12 protein-coding genes are annotated in these 17,875 nt (G+C 71.1%); 6 read left to right on the top strand and 6 right to left on the bottom strand.

Annotation, left to right across the window (positions count from 1 at the left end):
• Window positions 1-2 precede the first annotated feature (2 nt).
• The 3 genes from AC1DXK_RS02845 to AC1DXK_RS02835 form a co-directional block, all read right to left on the bottom strand.
• Window positions 3-2,822 (bottom strand): DUF4159 domain-containing protein, encoded by a 2,820-nt coding sequence (locus AC1DXK_RS02845; RefSeq protein ID WP_457104146.1) that lies wholly within the window; start codon window positions 2,820-2,822, stop codon window positions 3-5.
• A 7-nt stretch (window positions 2,823-2,829) separates the two neighbouring features.
• The gene (locus tag AC1DXK_RS02840) at window positions 2,830-3,741 is read right to left on the bottom strand and encodes a DUF58 domain-containing protein (protein WP_457104145.1); all 912 of its coding nucleotides are present in this window, start codon (window positions 3,739-3,741) and stop codon (window positions 2,830-2,832) included.
• Between the two features lie 103 nt (window positions 3,742-3,844).
• Window positions 3,845-4,849 carry an AAA family ATPase gene (locus tag AC1DXK_RS02835; protein WP_457104144.1) on the bottom strand — a complete coding sequence of 335 codons (1,005 nt, stop codon included), beginning with the start codon at window positions 4,847-4,849 and terminating at the stop codon, window positions 3,845-3,847.
• A 441-nt stretch (window positions 4,850-5,290) separates the two neighbouring features.
• On the opposite strand from AC1DXK_RS02835, the gene AC1DXK_RS02830 reads away from it, so the two are divergent.
• The 3 genes from AC1DXK_RS02830 (at window position 5,291) to AC1DXK_RS02820 (ending at window position 10,741) form a co-directional block, all read left to right on the top strand.
• Entirely contained in the window at window positions 5,291-8,425 is a 3,135-nt protein-coding gene (locus tag AC1DXK_RS02830) for a rhamnan synthesis F family protein (protein ID WP_457104143.1), read from the top strand.
• Window positions 8,426-8,444: 19 nt separating this feature from the next.
• On the top strand, window positions 8,445-9,980 hold the full coding sequence (locus tag AC1DXK_RS02825) for a glycosyltransferase family 2 protein (protein ID WP_477296763.1): 1,536 nt from the start codon (window positions 8,445-8,447) through the stop codon (window positions 9,978-9,980).
• A 239-nt stretch (window positions 9,981-10,219) separates the two neighbouring features.
• Window positions 10,220-10,741 (top strand): cupin domain-containing protein, encoded by a 522-nt coding sequence (locus AC1DXK_RS02820; protein ID WP_457104141.1) that lies wholly within the window; start codon window positions 10,220-10,222, stop codon window positions 10,739-10,741.
• Between the two features lie 115 nt (window positions 10,742-10,856).
• On the opposite strand, the gene AC1DXK_RS02815 is transcribed toward AC1DXK_RS02820, so the two are convergent.
• Window positions 10,857-12,122, bottom strand: a complete 1,266-nt coding sequence (locus AC1DXK_RS02815) for an FAD-dependent monooxygenase (RefSeq protein WP_457104140.1) — start codon at window positions 12,120-12,122, stop codon at window positions 10,857-10,859.
• A gap of 101 nt (window positions 12,123-12,223) precedes the next feature.
• On the opposite strand from AC1DXK_RS02815, the gene tesB reads away from it, so the two are divergent.
• From tesB to AC1DXK_RS02800, 3 genes are all read left to right on the top strand, one after another.
• A complete protein-coding gene (gene tesB, locus AC1DXK_RS02810; protein ID WP_457104139.1) occupies window positions 12,224-13,123 on the top strand; it encodes an acyl-CoA thioesterase II in 900 nt (299 codons plus the stop codon).
• A gap of 300 nt (window positions 13,124-13,423) precedes the next feature.
• Window positions 13,424-13,762: a P-II family nitrogen regulator gene (locus tag AC1DXK_RS02805; protein ID WP_010683623.1), complete on the top strand. Its 339-nt coding sequence runs from the start codon at window positions 13,424-13,426 to the stop codon at window positions 13,760-13,762.
• An 81-nt stretch (window positions 13,763-13,843) separates the two neighbouring features.
• A complete protein-coding gene (locus AC1DXK_RS02800; RefSeq protein WP_457104138.1) occupies window positions 13,844-15,343 on the top strand; it encodes an ammonium transporter in 1,500 nt (499 codons plus the stop codon).
• A gap of 125 nt (window positions 15,344-15,468) precedes the next feature.
• On the opposite strand, the gene aqpZ is transcribed toward AC1DXK_RS02800, so the two are convergent.
• Window positions 15,469-16,209 carry an aquaporin Z gene (gene aqpZ / locus AC1DXK_RS02795; protein WP_457104137.1) on the bottom strand — a complete coding sequence of 247 codons (741 nt, stop codon included), beginning with the start codon at window positions 16,207-16,209 and terminating at the stop codon, window positions 15,469-15,471.
• Window positions 16,210-16,671: 462 nt separating this feature from the next.
• Window positions 16,672-17,841: a phosphoserine transaminase gene (locus AC1DXK_RS02790; protein ID WP_477296757.1), complete on the bottom strand. Its 1,170-nt coding sequence runs from the start codon at window positions 17,839-17,841 to the stop codon at window positions 16,672-16,674.
• Window positions 17,842-17,875 lie beyond the last annotated feature (34 nt).

Below are 17,875 nucleotides of genomic sequence, written 5' to 3'. Positions count from 1 at the left end.
CATCACTGCCCCAGCCGCTCCAGCAGCGCAGGCACGTGGACCTGATCCGCCTTGTAGTTGCCGGTGAGCGTGTACATCACGATGTTGACGCCCCCGCGGAAGGCCATCTCCCGCTGGCGCTGGTCGCCGCCGACCACCGGGTAGAGCGGCTCGCCGCCGCGCCCCACTGCCCAGGCGGCCGCGAGGTCGTTGCCCGTGATGATGATCGGACTCACCCCGTCGCCGGCCCGGGCCGGACGGCGCTCGGCACCCTCCGCGGCGGGGGGCAGGGCCTCCACCCAGGTCTGGCCGGTGGCGTAGCGGCCCGGGAAGCTGTCCACGAGGTAGAACGCCTTGGTCAGCACGTGGTCCAGGGGCACCGGCTCCAGTTCCGGCACCTCGAGCGTCGCGAGCATCTTCCGGAGATAGGCCCCCTCCGGTGAGGGCGGCCCCCCCGGCCGGGCGGTGAGCCCGTCGCGGGTGTCGAACAGGACCGTGCCGCCGTTGCGCATGAACGCGTCGATCTTGCGGATCGCGACGTCCGAGGGTTGCGGCCGGTTCGGTGCGATCGGCCAGTAGATCAGCGGGTAGAAGGCCAGCTCGTCCTTGGCCGGATCGATTCCGGCGGGCTCGCCCGGCTCCAGGGCGGTGCGCGCGGCGAGCATCTGGGTCAGGCCGGTCAGCCCGGTCCGGCTCGCCTCGTCGACCGCCGAATCGCCCGTGATCACGTAGGCGAGCCGGGTGACCAGCGCGGATTCGATTCCGTTCGGCCGGTTGGCTGGGGGCTCCTCGGCATGCGGCGACCGGACCGGCAGGGCAGCGACCAGCATGAGCCCTGCGACCGCCAGGATCGCCGGGCGTCCGCGCAGGCGGCTCGCCAATCCTCCGCGGCGCAGGAAGCCGCCGAGCCACAGGCCCGCCAGGGTGTCGAGGGCGAGCAGCAGCAGCGCCAGGGTGAACAGGGTCGGGCGCAGGTCGAGGGTCTCCGCCCCGGCGAGGGAGCCGAAGCGGGCGCCTTCGAGCGCCACGGTGTCCAGGGGCTTCAGACGGTCGTCCGGCTTCAGGGCGTTCACGCTGATGCCTCCGTCGGGAGGGCCGTAGAAGCCCGGGGGATGCTCGGGCGTCGCCCGGTCGGCGTAATCGGCCGACACCGCCGTGGCCGAGGGGGGGGGCGAGCCCAGGGCGCCGAAGCCGTCGAGGGTCACCCGCGGGGCGAGCACGGGGGCGGCGGCCCGCGGCGTGTCGCCCTGGACGGGCGCCGCGGCACCGGCCAGCCCCACGACACGCCGGAGCATGTCGATGAACAGGCCCGAGAGCGGCAGGTTCGACCACGTGGTGTCGGCGGTGACGTGGAACAGCACGATCGTGCCCTGCCCGCGCTTCTGCGCGGTGACGATCGGCGTGCCGTCCTGGAGCGACGCCCAGGTCCGGTTCGGCAGGTCGCCGTCCGGCTCGGCCAGGATCTGGCGGCGCACGCCGATATCGGCCGGCGGCGTCAGGCCGGCGAAGGGACTCTCGGGCGGGAAGGGCGCGATCGTCTTCGGGCTGTCCCAGGAGAGGGTGCCGCCGAGCGTCCGGCCGCCCCGGCGCAGCCGCACCGGAACGAGGGGATCGTTGCCGGCGGCGAGCCGCGGGCCGGCGAAGCGCAGGAGCATCCCGCCCTCCTTCACGAAGGCCTCGATCCGGGCGGTGGTCTTGTCGTCGAGGGCGCCGACGTCGGCGAGCACCAGGACCGAGACCTGGTTGTCGAGGAGCTGATTGATCGATTCCGCGATCCCCTTGGCGCCCCGCGGTTCCTGCACGTCGGCGAAGGGCTGGAGCGCCCGGGCGAGGTAGTAGGTCGGCGCCAGGAGGGGCTGTGCCTGATCGAGGGTGCCGCCGAAGACCAGGCCGACGCGACGGCGCTTGCCGCGCTCGTCCTGCAGCACCACGGCGCCCGCGGAACGCTCGCCCGCGATCTCCAGGCGGCTGATGCTGTTGCGCAGTTCCACCGGCATCTCGAAGGTGGCGTCCGCCTCGGTGGCGTCGGCCGCGAAGGCGAAGTCGCGTTCGGCGAGGGGCAGTCCCTTCTGGTCGAGGGCGCGGATCACCCCGGCATCGCGCCCGTTCGGCGCCGCCCGCAGGGCGTGGGTGACGAGCTTGCCGCCATTCTCGGTGGCGGTGAGCGCCAGGGCCGGTGGGCGGTCGGCCCGCAGGATCGTCAGCGCGGCGCCGCTGCCGCCGACGAGATCGGCCAATCCCTTGGTGAAGCGCGTGTCCTCGGCTCCGGCCACGCCGTCGCTGATCCAGACCAGTCCGGCGCCCCGGTTCTTGTCGAGGAAGGTTTCTATCGTCGCGAGATGCGAGTCGCGGGCGGGGAGGATAGGCCGCGGCGCCAGGGCGCGCAGGCGCTCCAGGGCGGCGGCGGGCGTCTTCGCCTCGAAGGCCGCGGGGGCGTCGGCCAGACCGATCACCGCCACCGGGCGGCCGTCGCGGGCGGCACCCTCGACGGCGTCGGTGGCGACGCGCAGCCGGTCGCGCCAGTCGTGGGCGGACGGGAAGCCGTTGTCGAGCAGCACGAGCAGGGCGCTGCGGCCGCCGCCGGCCCCGACGCCCCCGGCGTTCCACACCGGACCGGCCACCGCCAGGATCAGGGCGGCGGCGATCAGGAGACGCAGGATCAGCAGCCAGGGCGGCGTGCGCGCCGGGGTCTGCCGCTGCGGGATCAGGTCGGCCACGAGCTTCAGCGGCGGGAAGTTGATCCGCCGCGGGCGCGGCGGCGTCACCCGCAGCAGGAACCACAGGGCGGGCAGGCCGATCAGGGCGGCGAGCGCCAGCGGGGCGGCGAAGGTCAGACCCAGCATGGCGGCCTCACTCCGTGCCGCGGGCGGCGATGAGCGTGGCGAGCCGCAGGGCCGCCTCGCTCGCCGGCCGGTCCGTGCGGTGGATCGTCAGCGTCCAGCCCTGTCCGCGGGCGATGGCGGCGAGCGCCGCCCGGTGCTCGGCGATCCGGGCGCGATAGCGCGCGCCCCAGGCATCGGCGTCGCCGATATCGAGGCTGAGGCTGCCCTCGAGGTCGTGCAGCACGGCCTGCCCGGTGAACGGGAAGGTCTCCTCGATCGGGTCGACGATCATCAAAAGATGCCCGCGGCTGCCGCGGCCGGCGAGGCTCTGCACCGAGGCGGCGATCCGGTCGGGCTCGGCGAGGAAATCGCCGATCAGCACCACCTCGTCGAAGCGGGCCGGGCTCGCCCGGGGCGGCAGGTCCTGGGCGAGACCCGCCGCGTCGGCCACGAGGGCCTGCGCCAGCCGCTCGACGATTCCCCGGGATGCGCTGGCCCGGGTCAGCCCGAGAAGGCCGACTCGCTCGCCGCCCTCCACGAAGGCGTCGGCCAGCGCCAGCCCGAGGATCAGCGCGCGCTCGATCTTGGAGGCCGATGCCAGGTCCGAGGCGAAGCCCATGGAGGCCGAGCGGTCGATCCACAGCCAGATATTGTGGGCCGCCTCCCATTCGCGCTCGCGCACGTAGAGCCGGTCGTCCCGGGCCGAGCGGCGCCAGTCGACCCGGGCGGCGGCTTCGCCGGTGACGAAGGGACGGAACTGCCAGAAGCTCTCGCCCGGCCCGGCCCGCCGTCGGCCGTGAAGGCCGTGGGCCAGCAGGCTCGACACGCGCCGCGCCTCCAGGACGAGGCGGGGCATCTTGTCCGACAGGGCGGTCGCGCCCTCGCTTTCGCGCCGGCCGGGTACGCGCCTGCCCGCGTCGAGGATGTTCGTCGCGACCATCGTCAGCGCCGCCCGTCTGCACGGCTGCGCGCCGGCGATGGTTCGAACCTGCGCATGGTCTTCACGTCAGCCGGCATCCACCCAACTCGAAAATGCGTCCGGATCAGATCTTCTCCGCGAGCTTGGCGATCAGACCCTCGATGGTCTCCCCGTCGGCGCGGGCGGTGTAGCTCAGCGCCATCCGGTGCTTGAGCACCGGCTCGGCGAGCGCCTTCACGTCGGCCACTGAGGGCGCGACCCGGCCCTCGATCAGCGCCCGGGCGCGGGCGGCGAGGGTCAGCGCCTGGCTGGCCCGGGGACCGGGACCCCAGAGGAGCTTGTCCTTGACCAGGGCGTCCCCGCCATCCGGCCGGGCGGCGCGCACGAGGTCGAGGATCGCCTCGACCACGGCCTCGCCGACGGGGAGGCGGCGCACGAGGCGCTGGGCGGTCAGCAACTGCTCGGTGGACATCACGGCGCGGGGGCGCACCTCGTCGACGCCGGTGGTCTCGATCAGGATCCGGCGCTCGGCGGCGCGGTCGGGATAGCCGACGTCGATCTCCAGGAGGAACCGGTCGAGCTGCGCCTCCGGCAGCGGGTAGGTGCCCTCCTGCTCGATCGGGTTCTGCGTCGCCAGCACGTGGAACGGGCGCGGCAGGTCGTGACGGGCGCCGGCCACCGAGACGTGGCCCTCCTGCATGGCCTGGAGCAGAGCCGATTGGGTCCGCGGGCTCGCCCGGTTGATCTCGTCGGCCATCAGGAGCTGGGTGAAGACCGGCCCCTGCACGAACCGGAAGGCGCGGCGACGCTCGGCATCCTCCTCCAGGATCTCGGTGCCGAGGATGTCGGAGGGCATCAGGTCCGGGGTGAACTGCACGCGCCGCGCGTCGAGGCCCAGCACGGTGCCGAGCGTCTCCACGAGCTTGGTCTTGGCCAGCCCCGGCAGGCCGACCAGCAGGCCGTGGCCCCCCGCCAGGATCGTCACGAGGGCGAGATCGACGACCCTCTCCTGACCGAAGATCACCCCGTGGATCGCGTCTCGCGCCGCGCCGACGGCGGCGAGGCAGCTCTCCGCGGTCGCCACGATGCCGTCGTCGAGGGTCGTGGCCGGGCTGGTCCCCTGCGTCATGCCGATATCCATCTCCTGCGCGGATCCTCGAAAGGGCCTGCCGGTCAATCCTGCAAGTGTGGGGCGGATGATACCGGGCTGGCAAGGTCGGGATCGCCGCACGCTGTTCCCGGACGCTTTTCCCCCGGCGCTGCCGGGGTTTGCAGCCGCCGCTGTCCCAGACGGGAGCGGCAGGGTGGACCCCGGTCCGGGACGGAACGGCGCGCGGGCTGCGGGAGCGGCGTCCCGATCAGCGGGACCCCGCGCACCGGCGGTCGCAACGGGCAGTGTGGACCGGGCCTTCTTGGACCGGGCCTTGGCGCAGGCGGCCGACACCTTTAGGAAGGCGCCCAAGCCGGCGCAGTCCCGTCCGCGACCGTCGAGCCGGCCGAACCCCCTGATGTCTCTCGCGGATCGCGGCGTGGGCAGCGTTGCGGGCTTCCCGTCTATCCGGACCTGACCATGCGCCTTCGAGATGTGTTCGTTGCCGGATCGTCGGAGAAAGCCGGCCTCGCCGGAGCGGCGCAATCCCTCGCGCGCCCGCTGGCCCGCCGCTTCAAGCGGCGCCGCCACGGCGAACCTCGGCAGGCGGACCTCGTTCGTGCGGTCAAGGAATCCGGCCTGTTCGACCCGGCTTGGTACGCGCGGCGCTATCCCGACGTCGTCGGCGAGGGGCTCGATCCCGCGCTCCACTACGCGGTCCATGGCGGCCGCGAGGGGCGCTGGCCGCATCCGCTGTTCCACGGCGACCTCTACCTCGATTCCGTTCCGGGGCTGCGGGCCGAAGGCATCAATCCGCTGCTCCACTACGTCGACCGCGGCGCCGCGGCGGGCATCCGGCCCAACCCGCTGTTCGATCCGGACTGGTACGCCACGCGCTATCTCGGCGGCGCCGAGAACCGCGGCCGGGCGTTCTTCGATTTCCTGAGCCGGACCGACACCGACCCGTCGCCGCTGTTTGACACCGCCTGGTACCTGTCCCGCTACCCGGATGCCCGCGCCGCAGGCGGCAACGCCCTGAGCCACTTCTACGAGACCGGCCGGAAGCAGGGCTACCTGCGCAATCCGGAGGAATTCGCCGGCCTGTCCCGGCACGTCGACCTGATCCGCCGGTCGGGCCTGTTCGATCCCGAATTCTACCGCGGGCGCTGCCCGGAGGCGGAGACCAGCGGTCTCGAGCCACTGGAGCATTACGTGATGGCCGGCGGCTACCGCCGCTACGCCCCCCATCCGCTGTTCGATCCGGACTGGTACGCCGCGCAGGCCCCCGCGGTGCGGGCCGACAGTCTCAACCCCCTGGTCCACTACCTGGAACACGGCGCCGAAGAGGGGCTCGACCCCGGTCCCTGGTTCGACACGCGCTGGTACCGCGCGACATACCTCGCCGACGACGAGGCTGGGCTGAACCCGCTCGTCCACTACCTCACCGATGGCGGGCGCGGCACCAGCCCGTCGCCGCGCTTCGACGCCCCCTGGTATCTCGCCCGCTACCCGAAGGTGGCAGCCCTCGGCCTGAACCCGCTCATCGACTACGTCACCACCGGCCTGGAGGCGGGGCGCCTGACCCGCCGCGTTCCCGGCGCCGCGGTGCCGGAGGCCTCCGACGCGCGCCTGTCCTGCCTGAAGCGCACGCCCCGCCGGCACGGCCGCACGGCGCTGTTCATCACCCACTGCCCCGAAGGGCGGATCCGCGGCCATGTCGAGCCCTACCTGAAGGCCTTCGCGGAGAACGGCGCCGACATCGTCCTGATCATCGCCGCCGACCAGCAGAAGAACGCCGTGCCGCAGGCGATCCTGGATCTCTGCGCCTCCGTCTACCTGCGCGACAACCGCGGGTTCGATTTCGCGGCCTGGGCGCATGTCCTGCTGGAGGACACCGACCTCCTGGATTCCGACACCCTCTATCTCGCCAATGACAGCCTCGTCGGCCCCCTCGACCGGGACGACTTCGCCGGGCTGCTCGCCAAGATCGACGCCTTCCCGGAGGCGGTGATCGGGCTCGCCGACAACTTCTACTACAGCCACCATCTGCAGAGCTTCTTCCTGGCCCTGAAGAAGCGCTGCCTGTCGTCCTACGCGTTCAGCCAGTTCCTCCTGTCGGTGGCGAACTGGCCGGACAAGAATTCGGTGATCACCGAGTACGAGCTGACCTTCTCCGGGCGGATGCGCGCCGCCGGCCTCGGCATGCGCAGCCTGTTCTCGGCCCAGAACAAGCACATGTCGCTGGTCAACGACCCCCGCAACAACCGCACCCTGTTCGACTGGGAGAACATGCTCAGCCAGGGCTTCCCGTTCGTGAAGCGCTCGCTGCTGGGCGAGCACGCCGCGATCGGCGGGGCGGCGGTGCGGGAGGCGATTGCCGAGCGCGGCTTCGACCTCGACCGGCTCGACGTGACCTACACCTATCCGGGCGGGCGGATCTGGGCGGACCTGCGCAGGCCCCAGGCGCCGGAGCGCCCGCTGCGCGTCGCCTACGTCTCGCCGATGAACTACGCCAACGGCCTCGGCGTCGCGGCCCGCAGCTACGCCCGCGCCCTGCACCGCGCGCCCTTCGCACTGAACGTCCACCCGATGGAGCGGCCGTTCCACGTCCACGCCCGGGTCGCGCCCGCGTGGCAGGCCCGGACGTTCTCGGGGCCGGCGGATGTCGCCCTGGTGCATTTCAACGGCGACAGCTGGCACTCGCTGATGAGCGACCGGCAGCGGGCGATCGCCGCGGAGGCGCGGCTGAAGATCGGGCTGTTCGTCTGGGAGACCTCCCACGTGCCCGGCGGCTGGCTGCCGACCGTCGATGGCCTCGACGCGATCTGGGCGCCCACGGAGTTCTGCGCGGCGATCTTCCGGCAGATCACCGACATCCCGGTCGACGTCGTGCCCTACGTGGTCGAGAACGAGGCCGGCGAGCCGGTGAGCGCCGCCGCCAAGGCGAACCTGCGCAAGGCCTTCGCGATCGACCCGTCCAAGCGGGTGATCCTCTACGCCTTCGACGGCTCGAGCTACCTCGCCCGCAAGAACCCGCACGCGCTGATCCGTGCCTTCCGGGCGGCCGGGCTGGGGCAGGCGGGCTGGCAGCTCGTGCTCAAGACCAAGCACGTCTTCGACCTGCCGGAGGAGGGCAAGAAGCTCCTCGACCTCGTGGGCACGTCGGGCGACGTGGTGGTGATCGATCAGCCCTTGTCCCAGAACGAGCTCGGCGCGCTGTTCGACCTCTGCGCGGTCTACGCCTCGTCGCATTCCTCGGAGGGTTTCGGCCTGACGATCGCCGAGGCGATGGAGATGGGCAAGGTCGTGGTCGCCACCGATTACGGCGGCTGCCGCGACTTCCTCGACGCCACCTGCGGCTTCCCCGTCAAGGCGGAGGTCACGGCCCTCGACCAGACCTACGGCCCGTACCTGCGCGGCGCCGAGTGGGGACAGGTCGACGAGGCGGACCTCACCCGTGCCCTCAACGACGCGGCCCGGGCCGTGACCGGCGGCGACGCGGCCCGGATCGGCGCCGCCGCCCGGGCGCGGATCCGCGCGCGGCTGTCGATCGGCGCGGTGGCCTCCGCCATGGAGGCGAGCCTGACCCGCCTCCTGGCCGCCGAACGGTCCTGATTCCCCGGAGACCCGACCCGTGTTGAAGAAGAAGCCGGCTCCGGCCCCGTCGACCTCCTGGGGCACAATCGCCTGGCCGGACGCGATCCTGCCGCTGCCCCTCGACGCGCAGTTTCGCCCTGTCGACGAGCGTCGGCTCGCCCAGATTGCCGCCGGCCAGCTACCGGCCTGCCGGGCGATCTTCGTCGCCCCCGCGGCCTCCGAGCTGCGCCCCGACCTCGTGGCGCACCTGATGCGCGCGATGGCCGAGCGGCCCGATATCGGCATCTTCTACGGTGACGACGCCGTGGTGGATGGCGCCGGCCAGGTCCGCAGCGTCCACTGCAAGCCGGCCTTCAACCCGGCCCTGCTCATGGCCGATGACTATGTCGGCTTCCCGCTCCTCATCCGGGTCACGGCTCTGGCGAACCTGACGCCGGACTTTCCGCGGCGCCACGGGAGTGCCGCGTGGTTCCGGCTTCTGCTGGGCGCGGTCTCCGCAGGCATCGGGATCGACCGGATCCCGCAGACCCTGATCGCCTCGCCGCTGGAACGCCCGAAGGCGACGCGCACGGCCCGCGCCCACGCCCTCGACCGGTGGTTCGAGACGTCCGGCATGCCGCTACGCGCCGCCCCCGGGCTGACCGCGGACACGCTTGAGATCCGCAGGACCTTCGACGCGCGGCCAGCCGTGACCCTGGTCGTGCCGACCAACCAGAGCCGCCCGAAGGACGATCAGGGCCGCGCCGTCGAGGGCGCCAAGCCCCACGTGATCAACCTGCTCGATAGCCTCGGCCGCAGCACCTACCCGTCCGACAGGATCCGCGTGCTGATCGGCGACGACGTAGCCGACGACGCGATCTATCGCGGCCGCTCCGACCGCTTCGCCGTGACCCGCCTGCTGACGACCCGTGCTCCAGGCGAGCGGTTCAACTACGCGGCCAAGATGAACACCCTCTGGCGCGCGGCCGAGACCGACTGCGTCATCCTGATGAACGACGACCTCGTCATGCGCCGGCCCGGCTGGATCGAGGCGCTCCTGACCTTCGCGCTGGATCGCGGCGTCGGCGGCGTCGGCGGCCGGCTGCTGTTCCCCACCGGCAGGATCCAGCATGCCGGCATGACCGGCGGCATCTTCGACGTGTTCGCCCACCCCTGGTACAACCGGGACGCGGCCGAGCCGACCTACGGCGACTGGGCTCTCGCGCAGCGCGACTGCTCGGCGGTGACCGGGGCGCTGTTCGCCACCCGCAAGGCGGTGCTGGAGGCCGTGAACGGCTTCGACGAGCGCTTCGCCCTCGACTTCAACGACGTCGACCTGTGCCTGAAGATGCGCCAGCTCGGCTACCGCATCGTCTACACGCCCTTCGCCGAGATGGCGCACCACGAGAGCGCTTCGCGGCAGACGAGCTTCGCCCCGGGCTCGCAGATCGCGCGCTTCCTGCGCCGGTGGCACGACGTCCTGGCCGAGGATCCCGCCTACAGCCCGCAGCTGCGCACCGACACCGACGTGGTCGCCCCGCGCGCCGACGCGACGCGGTGGATCACGGAGCGGCTTGCGAACGCGGCGGCGTAGCGCCGGCGGCCTGGAGACATCCTCCGCTCCGGCCTCATCCCGTCGCGGCCGGGGCGCAGGGAGGGCGTTGAACGGTCCCGGTCGCGAATGTTCGACCGCGCGTGGCGAACGCAGGCTTCGGGGGTTTGATTAACGAAATAAACTAAAGACCGTGGGTATATACTGAAATCGAATGGTTCAGGCCGCCGCGCGTTGAAGGAGGACGCGCGGATGATGCCGGCGCCGTTCGAAAGGCCCCCGTGGACCGCGCTCCGGAGCTGACCGTGAAGAAGTTCCTCGTCGCCGCGGCCCTCCTCCTGGCCGGCGCGGGTGTCCATGCGGAGATCCGGCTGCACGAGCAGGCGCGCCCGGTCGCCGGGACCGCGATCCGGCCCGGCTCCGCCGCCTTCAGCCCTTCACCGATCCCGGCGGAGTGGATCGTCGCGGGCAGCCCCGTCACCGAGGTCGCAACGGTGTCGGAGACCCATGACGGCAGCGCGCAGGTCTATCTCTGGCGCACCACGGCGAGCACCTTCCGCTGGACCCATGGCGCCGACGAGATCATCACGATCCTCGACGGCGAGGTCTTCATCACCGAGGCGGATGGCAAGCGGCATCACCTCACCCCGGGCGATGTGGCGCATTTCCCGGTCGGGTCCGTCCAGCTCTGGGACGTGCCCGGGAACCTCCTGAAGTCCGCAATCCTCAAGCATCGCAGCCCCACCCTGGTCGAAGCTTCGATGCGCTGGGTTCGCCGGGTCCGCGCGCTGGTCACGGGCTGAGAGCCACGACCGGTCGGGCGCGGCCGGCGACCTCAGGGGCAGCGCAGGGGGAGGCCGCGAACCCGCCGCGATGCCAAGCTGCCGCCTGGCTGCGTACGCGGCTCGGACCCGAGGCTCACAGCGCCTCCCCCCGCATCAGCCTCGGCCGCGACCCGCGCGCGGCCGAGGCTTCACCGATGAAGAAGCGCTTGAGCCCCGGCAGCCGGTCCACGAGGCCGAGGCCGAGGTCGCGGGCGAGCCGCAGAGGCAGGGCGTCGTTCGAGAACAGGCGATTCAATCCGTCGGTGGCCGCCGCCATGGCGAAGCTGTCGAACCGCCGTGCACGCTCGTAGGCGCGCAGGATGTCGGGACCGCCGGGATCGAGTCCGAGGCGCAGCGCGCCGGTCACGGCTTCAGCGAGCGCTGCGGCATCCGCGAGCCCGAGATTGAGACCCTGGCCGGCGATCGGGTGGATCACGTGGGCGGCGTCGCCGAGCAGGGCGAGGCGTTCGGCCCGGAAGGCCCGGGCGATGCCGAAGGACAGCGGATGCCGGCTCGGGCCGTGTTCCAGAACGAGGTCGCCCAGATCGAGGGTGAACCGCCGCTCGATCTCCCGGAGTACCTCGTCGGGCTCCCCGGAGAGCAGGGCCTCCGCCTCGTCCGCCCGCTCGGTCCAGACGATGGAGGAGCGATGCCCCAGCGCGCCCCCGTCCCGAAGGGGCAGGATCGCGAACGGGCCTGCGGGCAGGAAATGCTCGAAGGCGCGCCCCCCATGCGGCCGCGCGTGACCGATGGTCGCCACGATACCGACCTGCGGGTAGGACCAGCCGACCCAGCCGATCCGCGCCGCCTCGCGCAGCCGCGATCGCGCGCCGTCGGCGGCCACCAGCAGGTCGCCCCGCAAACTGTCGCCGGTCGTCAGCACCGCGTGGATCGCGGCGCCCGCCGGCGTCGCGCGCACCACGGCCGCGTCGACGAACGACACCCCCGCCGCGCGGCAGGCTTCGCCCAGGGCCTCGGCGAGGGGCTCGGCCTCGATCATGTGGGCGTAGGGCTCACCGTCGTCGCGGTCTTCCTCGTGCTCCCCCCCGAAGGTGAGGAAGACGGGCCGCACCGGATCGGCGAGGCGGCTGTCGCTGATCACCATCTGGACGATCGGCTCGGCCGCGCCGACGACACGCGTCCACAGGCCGAGCTGTCCCAGCATCCGCCGGCCGCCCGCCGCGAGGGCGTAGGCGCGGCCGCGATGCCGCCCGGGATCGGCCGCGCCCGGATCGATCACCGTCACGGCGAGCGCCGGGCCGTGGGCCTGTTTGAGGGCCAGCGCCAGGGCGAGGCTGGGGAGGCCGCCGCCGGCGATCAGGAGGCTGCGGCTGCCGGGTCGGGGCGTCTCGGCCGTCATGGCTCGGATCTCCGGTGTGGTTCGCGCGTGCGGGACGCGTGGATTGGTTCGTCTGAAAAGCCTATGTCGCACGCGGACAACGAACGGAAACCCCGCGGGTCATGACCGACGCCAACACCGACGCGATGACGGATGCCGTCGCCGAACTGATCGCCATCCTCGACCTGGAGCGCCTGGAGGTCGACCTGTTCCGGGGGCAGAATCCCAAGACCGGGTGGCGTCGGGTCTTCGGCGGGCAGGTGGTGGCGCAGGCCCTCGTCGCCGCGACCCGGACGGTTCCGGACGATCGCCCGGCCCACTCGCTGCACGCCTACTTCCTGCTGCCGGGCGATCCCCGGACGCCCATCGTCTACGAGGTGGAGCGCATCCGGGATGGGCGCAGCTTCACCACCCGCCGGGTGAAGGCGATCCAGCATGGTCGGGCGATCTTCGCCACGACAGTCTCCTATCAGGTCGTGGAGGACGGCCTCACGCACCAGCCCGCAATGCCGGAAGTGGCGGGGCCGGAGGGGCTCCTCGACGGCAAGGCCCTGGCATCGGCCGGCGGGACCGACATGCCGGAGGCCATCGCGGCCTATTTCGGACGGGAGCGCCCGATCGCGCTCCGTCCGGTCGACCTGAACCGCTATCTCCCCGCCGGAGCGGGCGGCCGCCCGCCCGAGCCGGTCTTCAATGTCTGGCTGCGAGCGGCTTCGGCGCTCCCGGACGACCCGGCACTGCACCGGGCCGTGCTGGCCTATGCCTCTGACATGACCCTGCTCGACGTCTCGCTGATCCCGCATGCGCGCTCGGTGTTCGATCCGACGATCCAGGCCGCGAGCCTCGACCATGCCCTCTGGTTCCATCGCCCCGTCCGGATCGACGACTGGCTCCTGTATGCGCAGGACAGTCCGGTCGCGGGGGGCGCCCGCGGTTTCGCCAGGGGTCAGATCTTCGACCGAAGCGGGAACCTCGTGGCCTCGGTCGCGCAGGAAGGGCTGATCCGCCCCGTCAGGGATTAAAGCGCGATCTCATCCGTGTGTTGCGAACTCGCAACGGCCGGGGATGCACAATTTTTCACCGATTGCCTCATCGTTGTGCGATCGATCCCCGTGGCCTGCCCGGGATCTGGCCCAGACGGGCTAATCCATGGGCAGAATGACGATCGGTGAAAATGTTCCCGGTCAAGCTTGCCTGGCATAGTCCTTGAATAGCGGCTTCCAACCGCGGGCCATCCCGAGCCTGCGGACGATCCGGGCCGGGTCGTCCTGCAAGTCGGGTGACGGCAACGGTTCCCAGGGACTTCGAAGGGGGCGTCGCCCATGAAAATCGTGATGGCCATCATCAAGCCGTTCAAGCTCGAGGAGGTGCGCGACGCGCTCACCGGTATCGGCGTCCATGGCCTGACGGTGACGGAGGTGAAGGGCTATGGCCGGCAGAAGGGCCACACCGAGATCTACCGCGGCGCGGAATACGCGGTCAGCTTCCTGCCCAAGCTGAAGATCGAGGTCGCCGTCGCCTCCGACCTGACATCGAGCGTCATCGACGCCATCGCGGGAGCCGCCCGCACCGGCCAGATCGGCGACGGCAAGATCTTCGTGATGCCGCTGGAGAAGGCGGTGCGCATCCGGACCGGCGAGACCGACGCCGACGCCCTCTGATCCGCGGCCCGGCGCGCCCGGGCCTGCAGAGTCTCAGACCTCCTGAACCAACACGGATTTAAGACCGGGAGCCACGTGCCCATGAAACTTCGTCACGCCCTCATGCTCGGCTTGGGAGGGGCGGCCATCGCCGCCCTCCTGATCGAGCCATCCCTCGCCCAGACGCCGACTCCGGAAGCCGCGTCACCGCCGCCGTCGCCGATCCCCAACAAGGGTGACACGGCCTGGATGCTGATCTCGTCGGCCCTGGTGCTGATGATGAGCATCCCGGGCCTCGCGCTGTTCTACGGCGGCCTCGTGCGCACTAAGAACATGCTGTCGGTGCTCACTCAGGTGTTCGCGATCGTGTCGATCGTCGGCCTGCTCTGGGTGTTCTACGGCTACAGCCTCGCCTTCACCAACGGTGGCGGCCTCAACGACTTCGTGGGCGGCCTCTCGAAGGCGTTCCTGAAGGGCATCGACGCCAATTCGACCGTGGCGACCTTCTCGAACGGCGTCGTGATCCCCGAATACGCCTATCTGTGCTTCCAGATGACGTTCGCCATGATCACGCCCGCGCTGATCGTCGGCGCCTTCGCCGAGCGGATGAAGTTCTCCGCGCTGGTGGTGTTCACGATCCTCTGGGTCACGGTCATCTACTTCCCGATGGCCCACATGGTCTGGTACTGGGCCGGCCCGGATGCCGTCGGCAACGCCGCGAAGGCGCTGGCCGCCGCCACCGACGACGCCTCGAAGGCGACCGCCCAGGCGGCCCTCGACGCGGTCAACAAGGATGCGGGCTTCCTCTTCCAGAAGGGCGCCCTCGACTTCGCGGGCGGCACCGTGGTCCACATCAACGCGGGTATCGCCGGCTTCGTCGGCTGCCTGATCATGGGCAAGCGCATCGGTTACGGCCGCGATCTCCTCGCCCCGCACTCCCTGACCATGACCATGATCGGCGCCTCGCTCCTGTGGGTCGGCTGGTTCGGCTTCAACGCCGGCTCGAACCTCGAGTCCAACGGCACCGCCGCGCTGGCCATGCTCAACACCTTCGTGGCGACCTGCGCCGCCGCGGTGGCGTGGCTGTTCGCCGAGTGGGCGCTCAAGGGCAAGCCGTCGCTGCTCGGCATGCTCTCGGGCGCGGTCGCCGGCCTCGTCGCCGTCACCCCGGCCTCGGGCTTCGCCGGTCCGATGGGCTCGATCGTGCTGGGCCTCGTCGCCGGCGTGGTCTGCTTCGTGATGTGCTCCACCGTGAAGAACGCCCTCGGCTACGACGATTCGCTGGACGTCTTCGGCGTCCACTGCATCGGCGGCATCCTGGGCGCGCTCGCGACCGGCATCTTGGTCGACCCGAACCTCGGCGGCGTCGGCATCCCCGACTACACCTCCAAGCCGGGCGAACTGGCGGTCGGCGCCTACGACATGATGAGCCAGCTCATCATCCAGGCGGAGGCCGTCGGCCTGACGCTCCTGTGGTCGGGCCTCGGCTCGGCGATCCTCTACAAGCTCGTCGACGTGACGATCGGCCTGCGTGTCACGCAGGAGGAGGAGCGCGAGGGCCTCGACATCGCCGATCACGGCGAGCGCGCCTACAACTACTGAGACGGACGGCGCGGCCCTGCGGGGCCGTGCCTCCCGAACGGAAAGACCCCGGCTCCGCGTGGGCCGGGGTCTTTCATGTCTGGGCCTCCGGCGGCGGTGCCGTGCATCAAGATCGCGCGCGACTCTCAGGCCACCGCGCGCTTCTCGATCACGCGCGTCTCCACCACGTCCGCGGGCTCGTAGAACCACCGCCCCATCGCTCCGGCGGTCATCGCCCCGAGGATCGGCGCCAGCCAGAACAGCCAGAGCTGCGTGACGTAGGCGCCGCCCGCGATCAGGGCCGGACCGGTGCTGCGAGCCGGGTTGACCGAGGTGTTGGTCACCGGGATCGAGACGAGGTGGATCAGGACCAGGGCGAAGCCGATGGGGATCCCGGCGAAGCCGACGGCCGCACCCTTCGAGGTCGTGCCAACGATGATGAACACGAAGAAGAACGTCGTCATGAACTCGGTGACGAGGCAGGCCGTGAGGCTGTATTTGCCGGGGCTGAGATCGCCGTACCCGTTCGCCGCGAATCCGTTCGGGATCCAGCCGGCCTTGCCGGCTGCGATCGTGTAGAGCACCCCTGCCGCGAGGATCGCCCCGATCACCTGGGCGGCGATGTAGGGAAGCACGTGCCGGTTCGCGCACCGCTTCGCCGACCAGAGGCCCAGCGTCACCGCCGGATTGAAGTGTCCGCCCGAGATGTGCCCGACCGCGTAGGCCATCGTCAGCACGGTGAGGCCGAACGCGAAGGCCACGCCGAGGAAGCCGATGCCGAGTTCCGGAAAGGCCGCCGACAGGATCGCCGCCCCGCATCCGCCGAAGGTGAGCCAGAAGGTGCCGAACAGCTCGGCGGTCGCCCTGCGCATCGTGTCGTGATCCATGGCGGGACCTCTCGATTTCTGGTTTGGGGGAACGTGTTCCTGATCTCTGGCTCGTAAGAGGCGCTTTCCGCAGCGCGATATTTAATCTTTGCTGTATTGGTTCGATCGATGGGTTTGAATACTGCACGGTTTCGGTGTGGATTCAACCCGTGCGCGTGCACCCGCACGGGCGCTCCGTGCACTGCATCGTGAGCACATTCGACGTCTTGGTCAGGTTGCGCGATGCCGGCAGCGGCAGGTCGTGCCGCGCGTGGGGCACCTCTCGGACCGGAGGGCTGGCCCAGTCAGGGTCCGCCGCCGCGACGGGCGCACCGTGAAGCGGGGCTCCAGGTCCTGTCGCGGATCCTGACGGATCACGGCCGCCGGTTCGTGGATGCGCGGGGCTCGCTTTGGCGCGTCCCGCCGCGATGCGAACCCCGGCCGTCGGGGAAAGGCGTCGCTCTCGACGCCGTCAGGCCCCCGTCACGCCGCCCGCGTCAGAGCCGCCTTCTCTTCCGCGAACGCCCAATCGAGCCAGGGCGTCAGCGCTTCGAGATCCGCCGTCTCGACCGTCGCGCCGCACCAGATCCGCAGCCCGGCCGGCGCGTCGCGATACGCGCCGATGTCGAGGGCGACGCCCTCGCGCTCGAGGCGCTCCACGATCCCCGCCGCGAAGGCCGAGACGGCCGCATCGCCGCGGGTGAGCACGTCCGGGTCGGCGATCACGAGGCAGACGCCGGTGTTCGAATAGGTGGCGGGGTCGACGGCGAGGGGCGCGATCCAAGGGGTACGCGCGACCCAGTCGTAGATCACCCGGGCGTTGGCGTCGGCCCGCGCGTGGAGCGCGCGCAAGCCGCCGATCCGCTCCGCCCAGGCCAGGGTGTCGAGGTAATCCTCGACGGCCAGCATCGAGGGCGTGTTGATCGTGTCGCCCTTGAAGATGCCCTCGATCAGCTTGCCGTCCTTCGTCAGGCGGAAGACCTTCGGCAGCGGCCAGGCCGGCACGTGGCTTTCCAGGCGCGCCACGGCGCGGGGCGAGAGGACCAGCATGCCGTGTGCCGCCTCGCCGCCCATCACCTTCTGCCAGGAGAACGTCACGACATCGAGCTTGTCCCAGGGCAGTGGCTGCGCGAAGGCCGCCGAGGTGGCGTCGCAGATCGTCAGGCCCTCGCGGTCGGACGCGATCCAGTCGCCGTCCGGCACCTTCACCCCGGCCGCCGTGCCGTTCCAGGTGAACACCACGTCGCTGCGCTTCGTGTCGATCGCCGCAAGATCCGGCAGCACGCCGTAGGGAGTCTGGTGGATGCGCGGATCGATCTTGAGTTGCTTGAGGGCGTCGGTCACCCACTCCTTGCCGAACGCTTCCCAGGCCGCGACTTCGACGGGCTTCGGCCCGAGCATCGTCCACATCGCCATCTCGACGGCGCCGGTGTCGGAGGCGGGCACGATGCCGATCCGGTAGTCGGCGGGCACCTGCAGGACCGTGCGCGTCAGGTCGATCGCCCGGCCGAGCTTGGCCTTGCCGAGGGGCGAGCGGTGCGACCGGCCGAGGGCGGCGTCGGCCAGGACGGACGGGGTCCAGCCCGGACGCTTGGCGCAGGGGCCTGAGGAGAAATGGGGCACGCGCGGTCGCTGCGTGGGGCGGCTGGTCATGTCGGATCCATCCTTGCAGATGGGCGCTCCTCGG

It is taken from the genome of Methylobacterium sp. P3_A11 (genome assembly GCF_056403155.1).
Note: the sequence above shows the minus strand (reverse complement) of the source record. Positions and strands in the feature narration are given on the sequence as shown.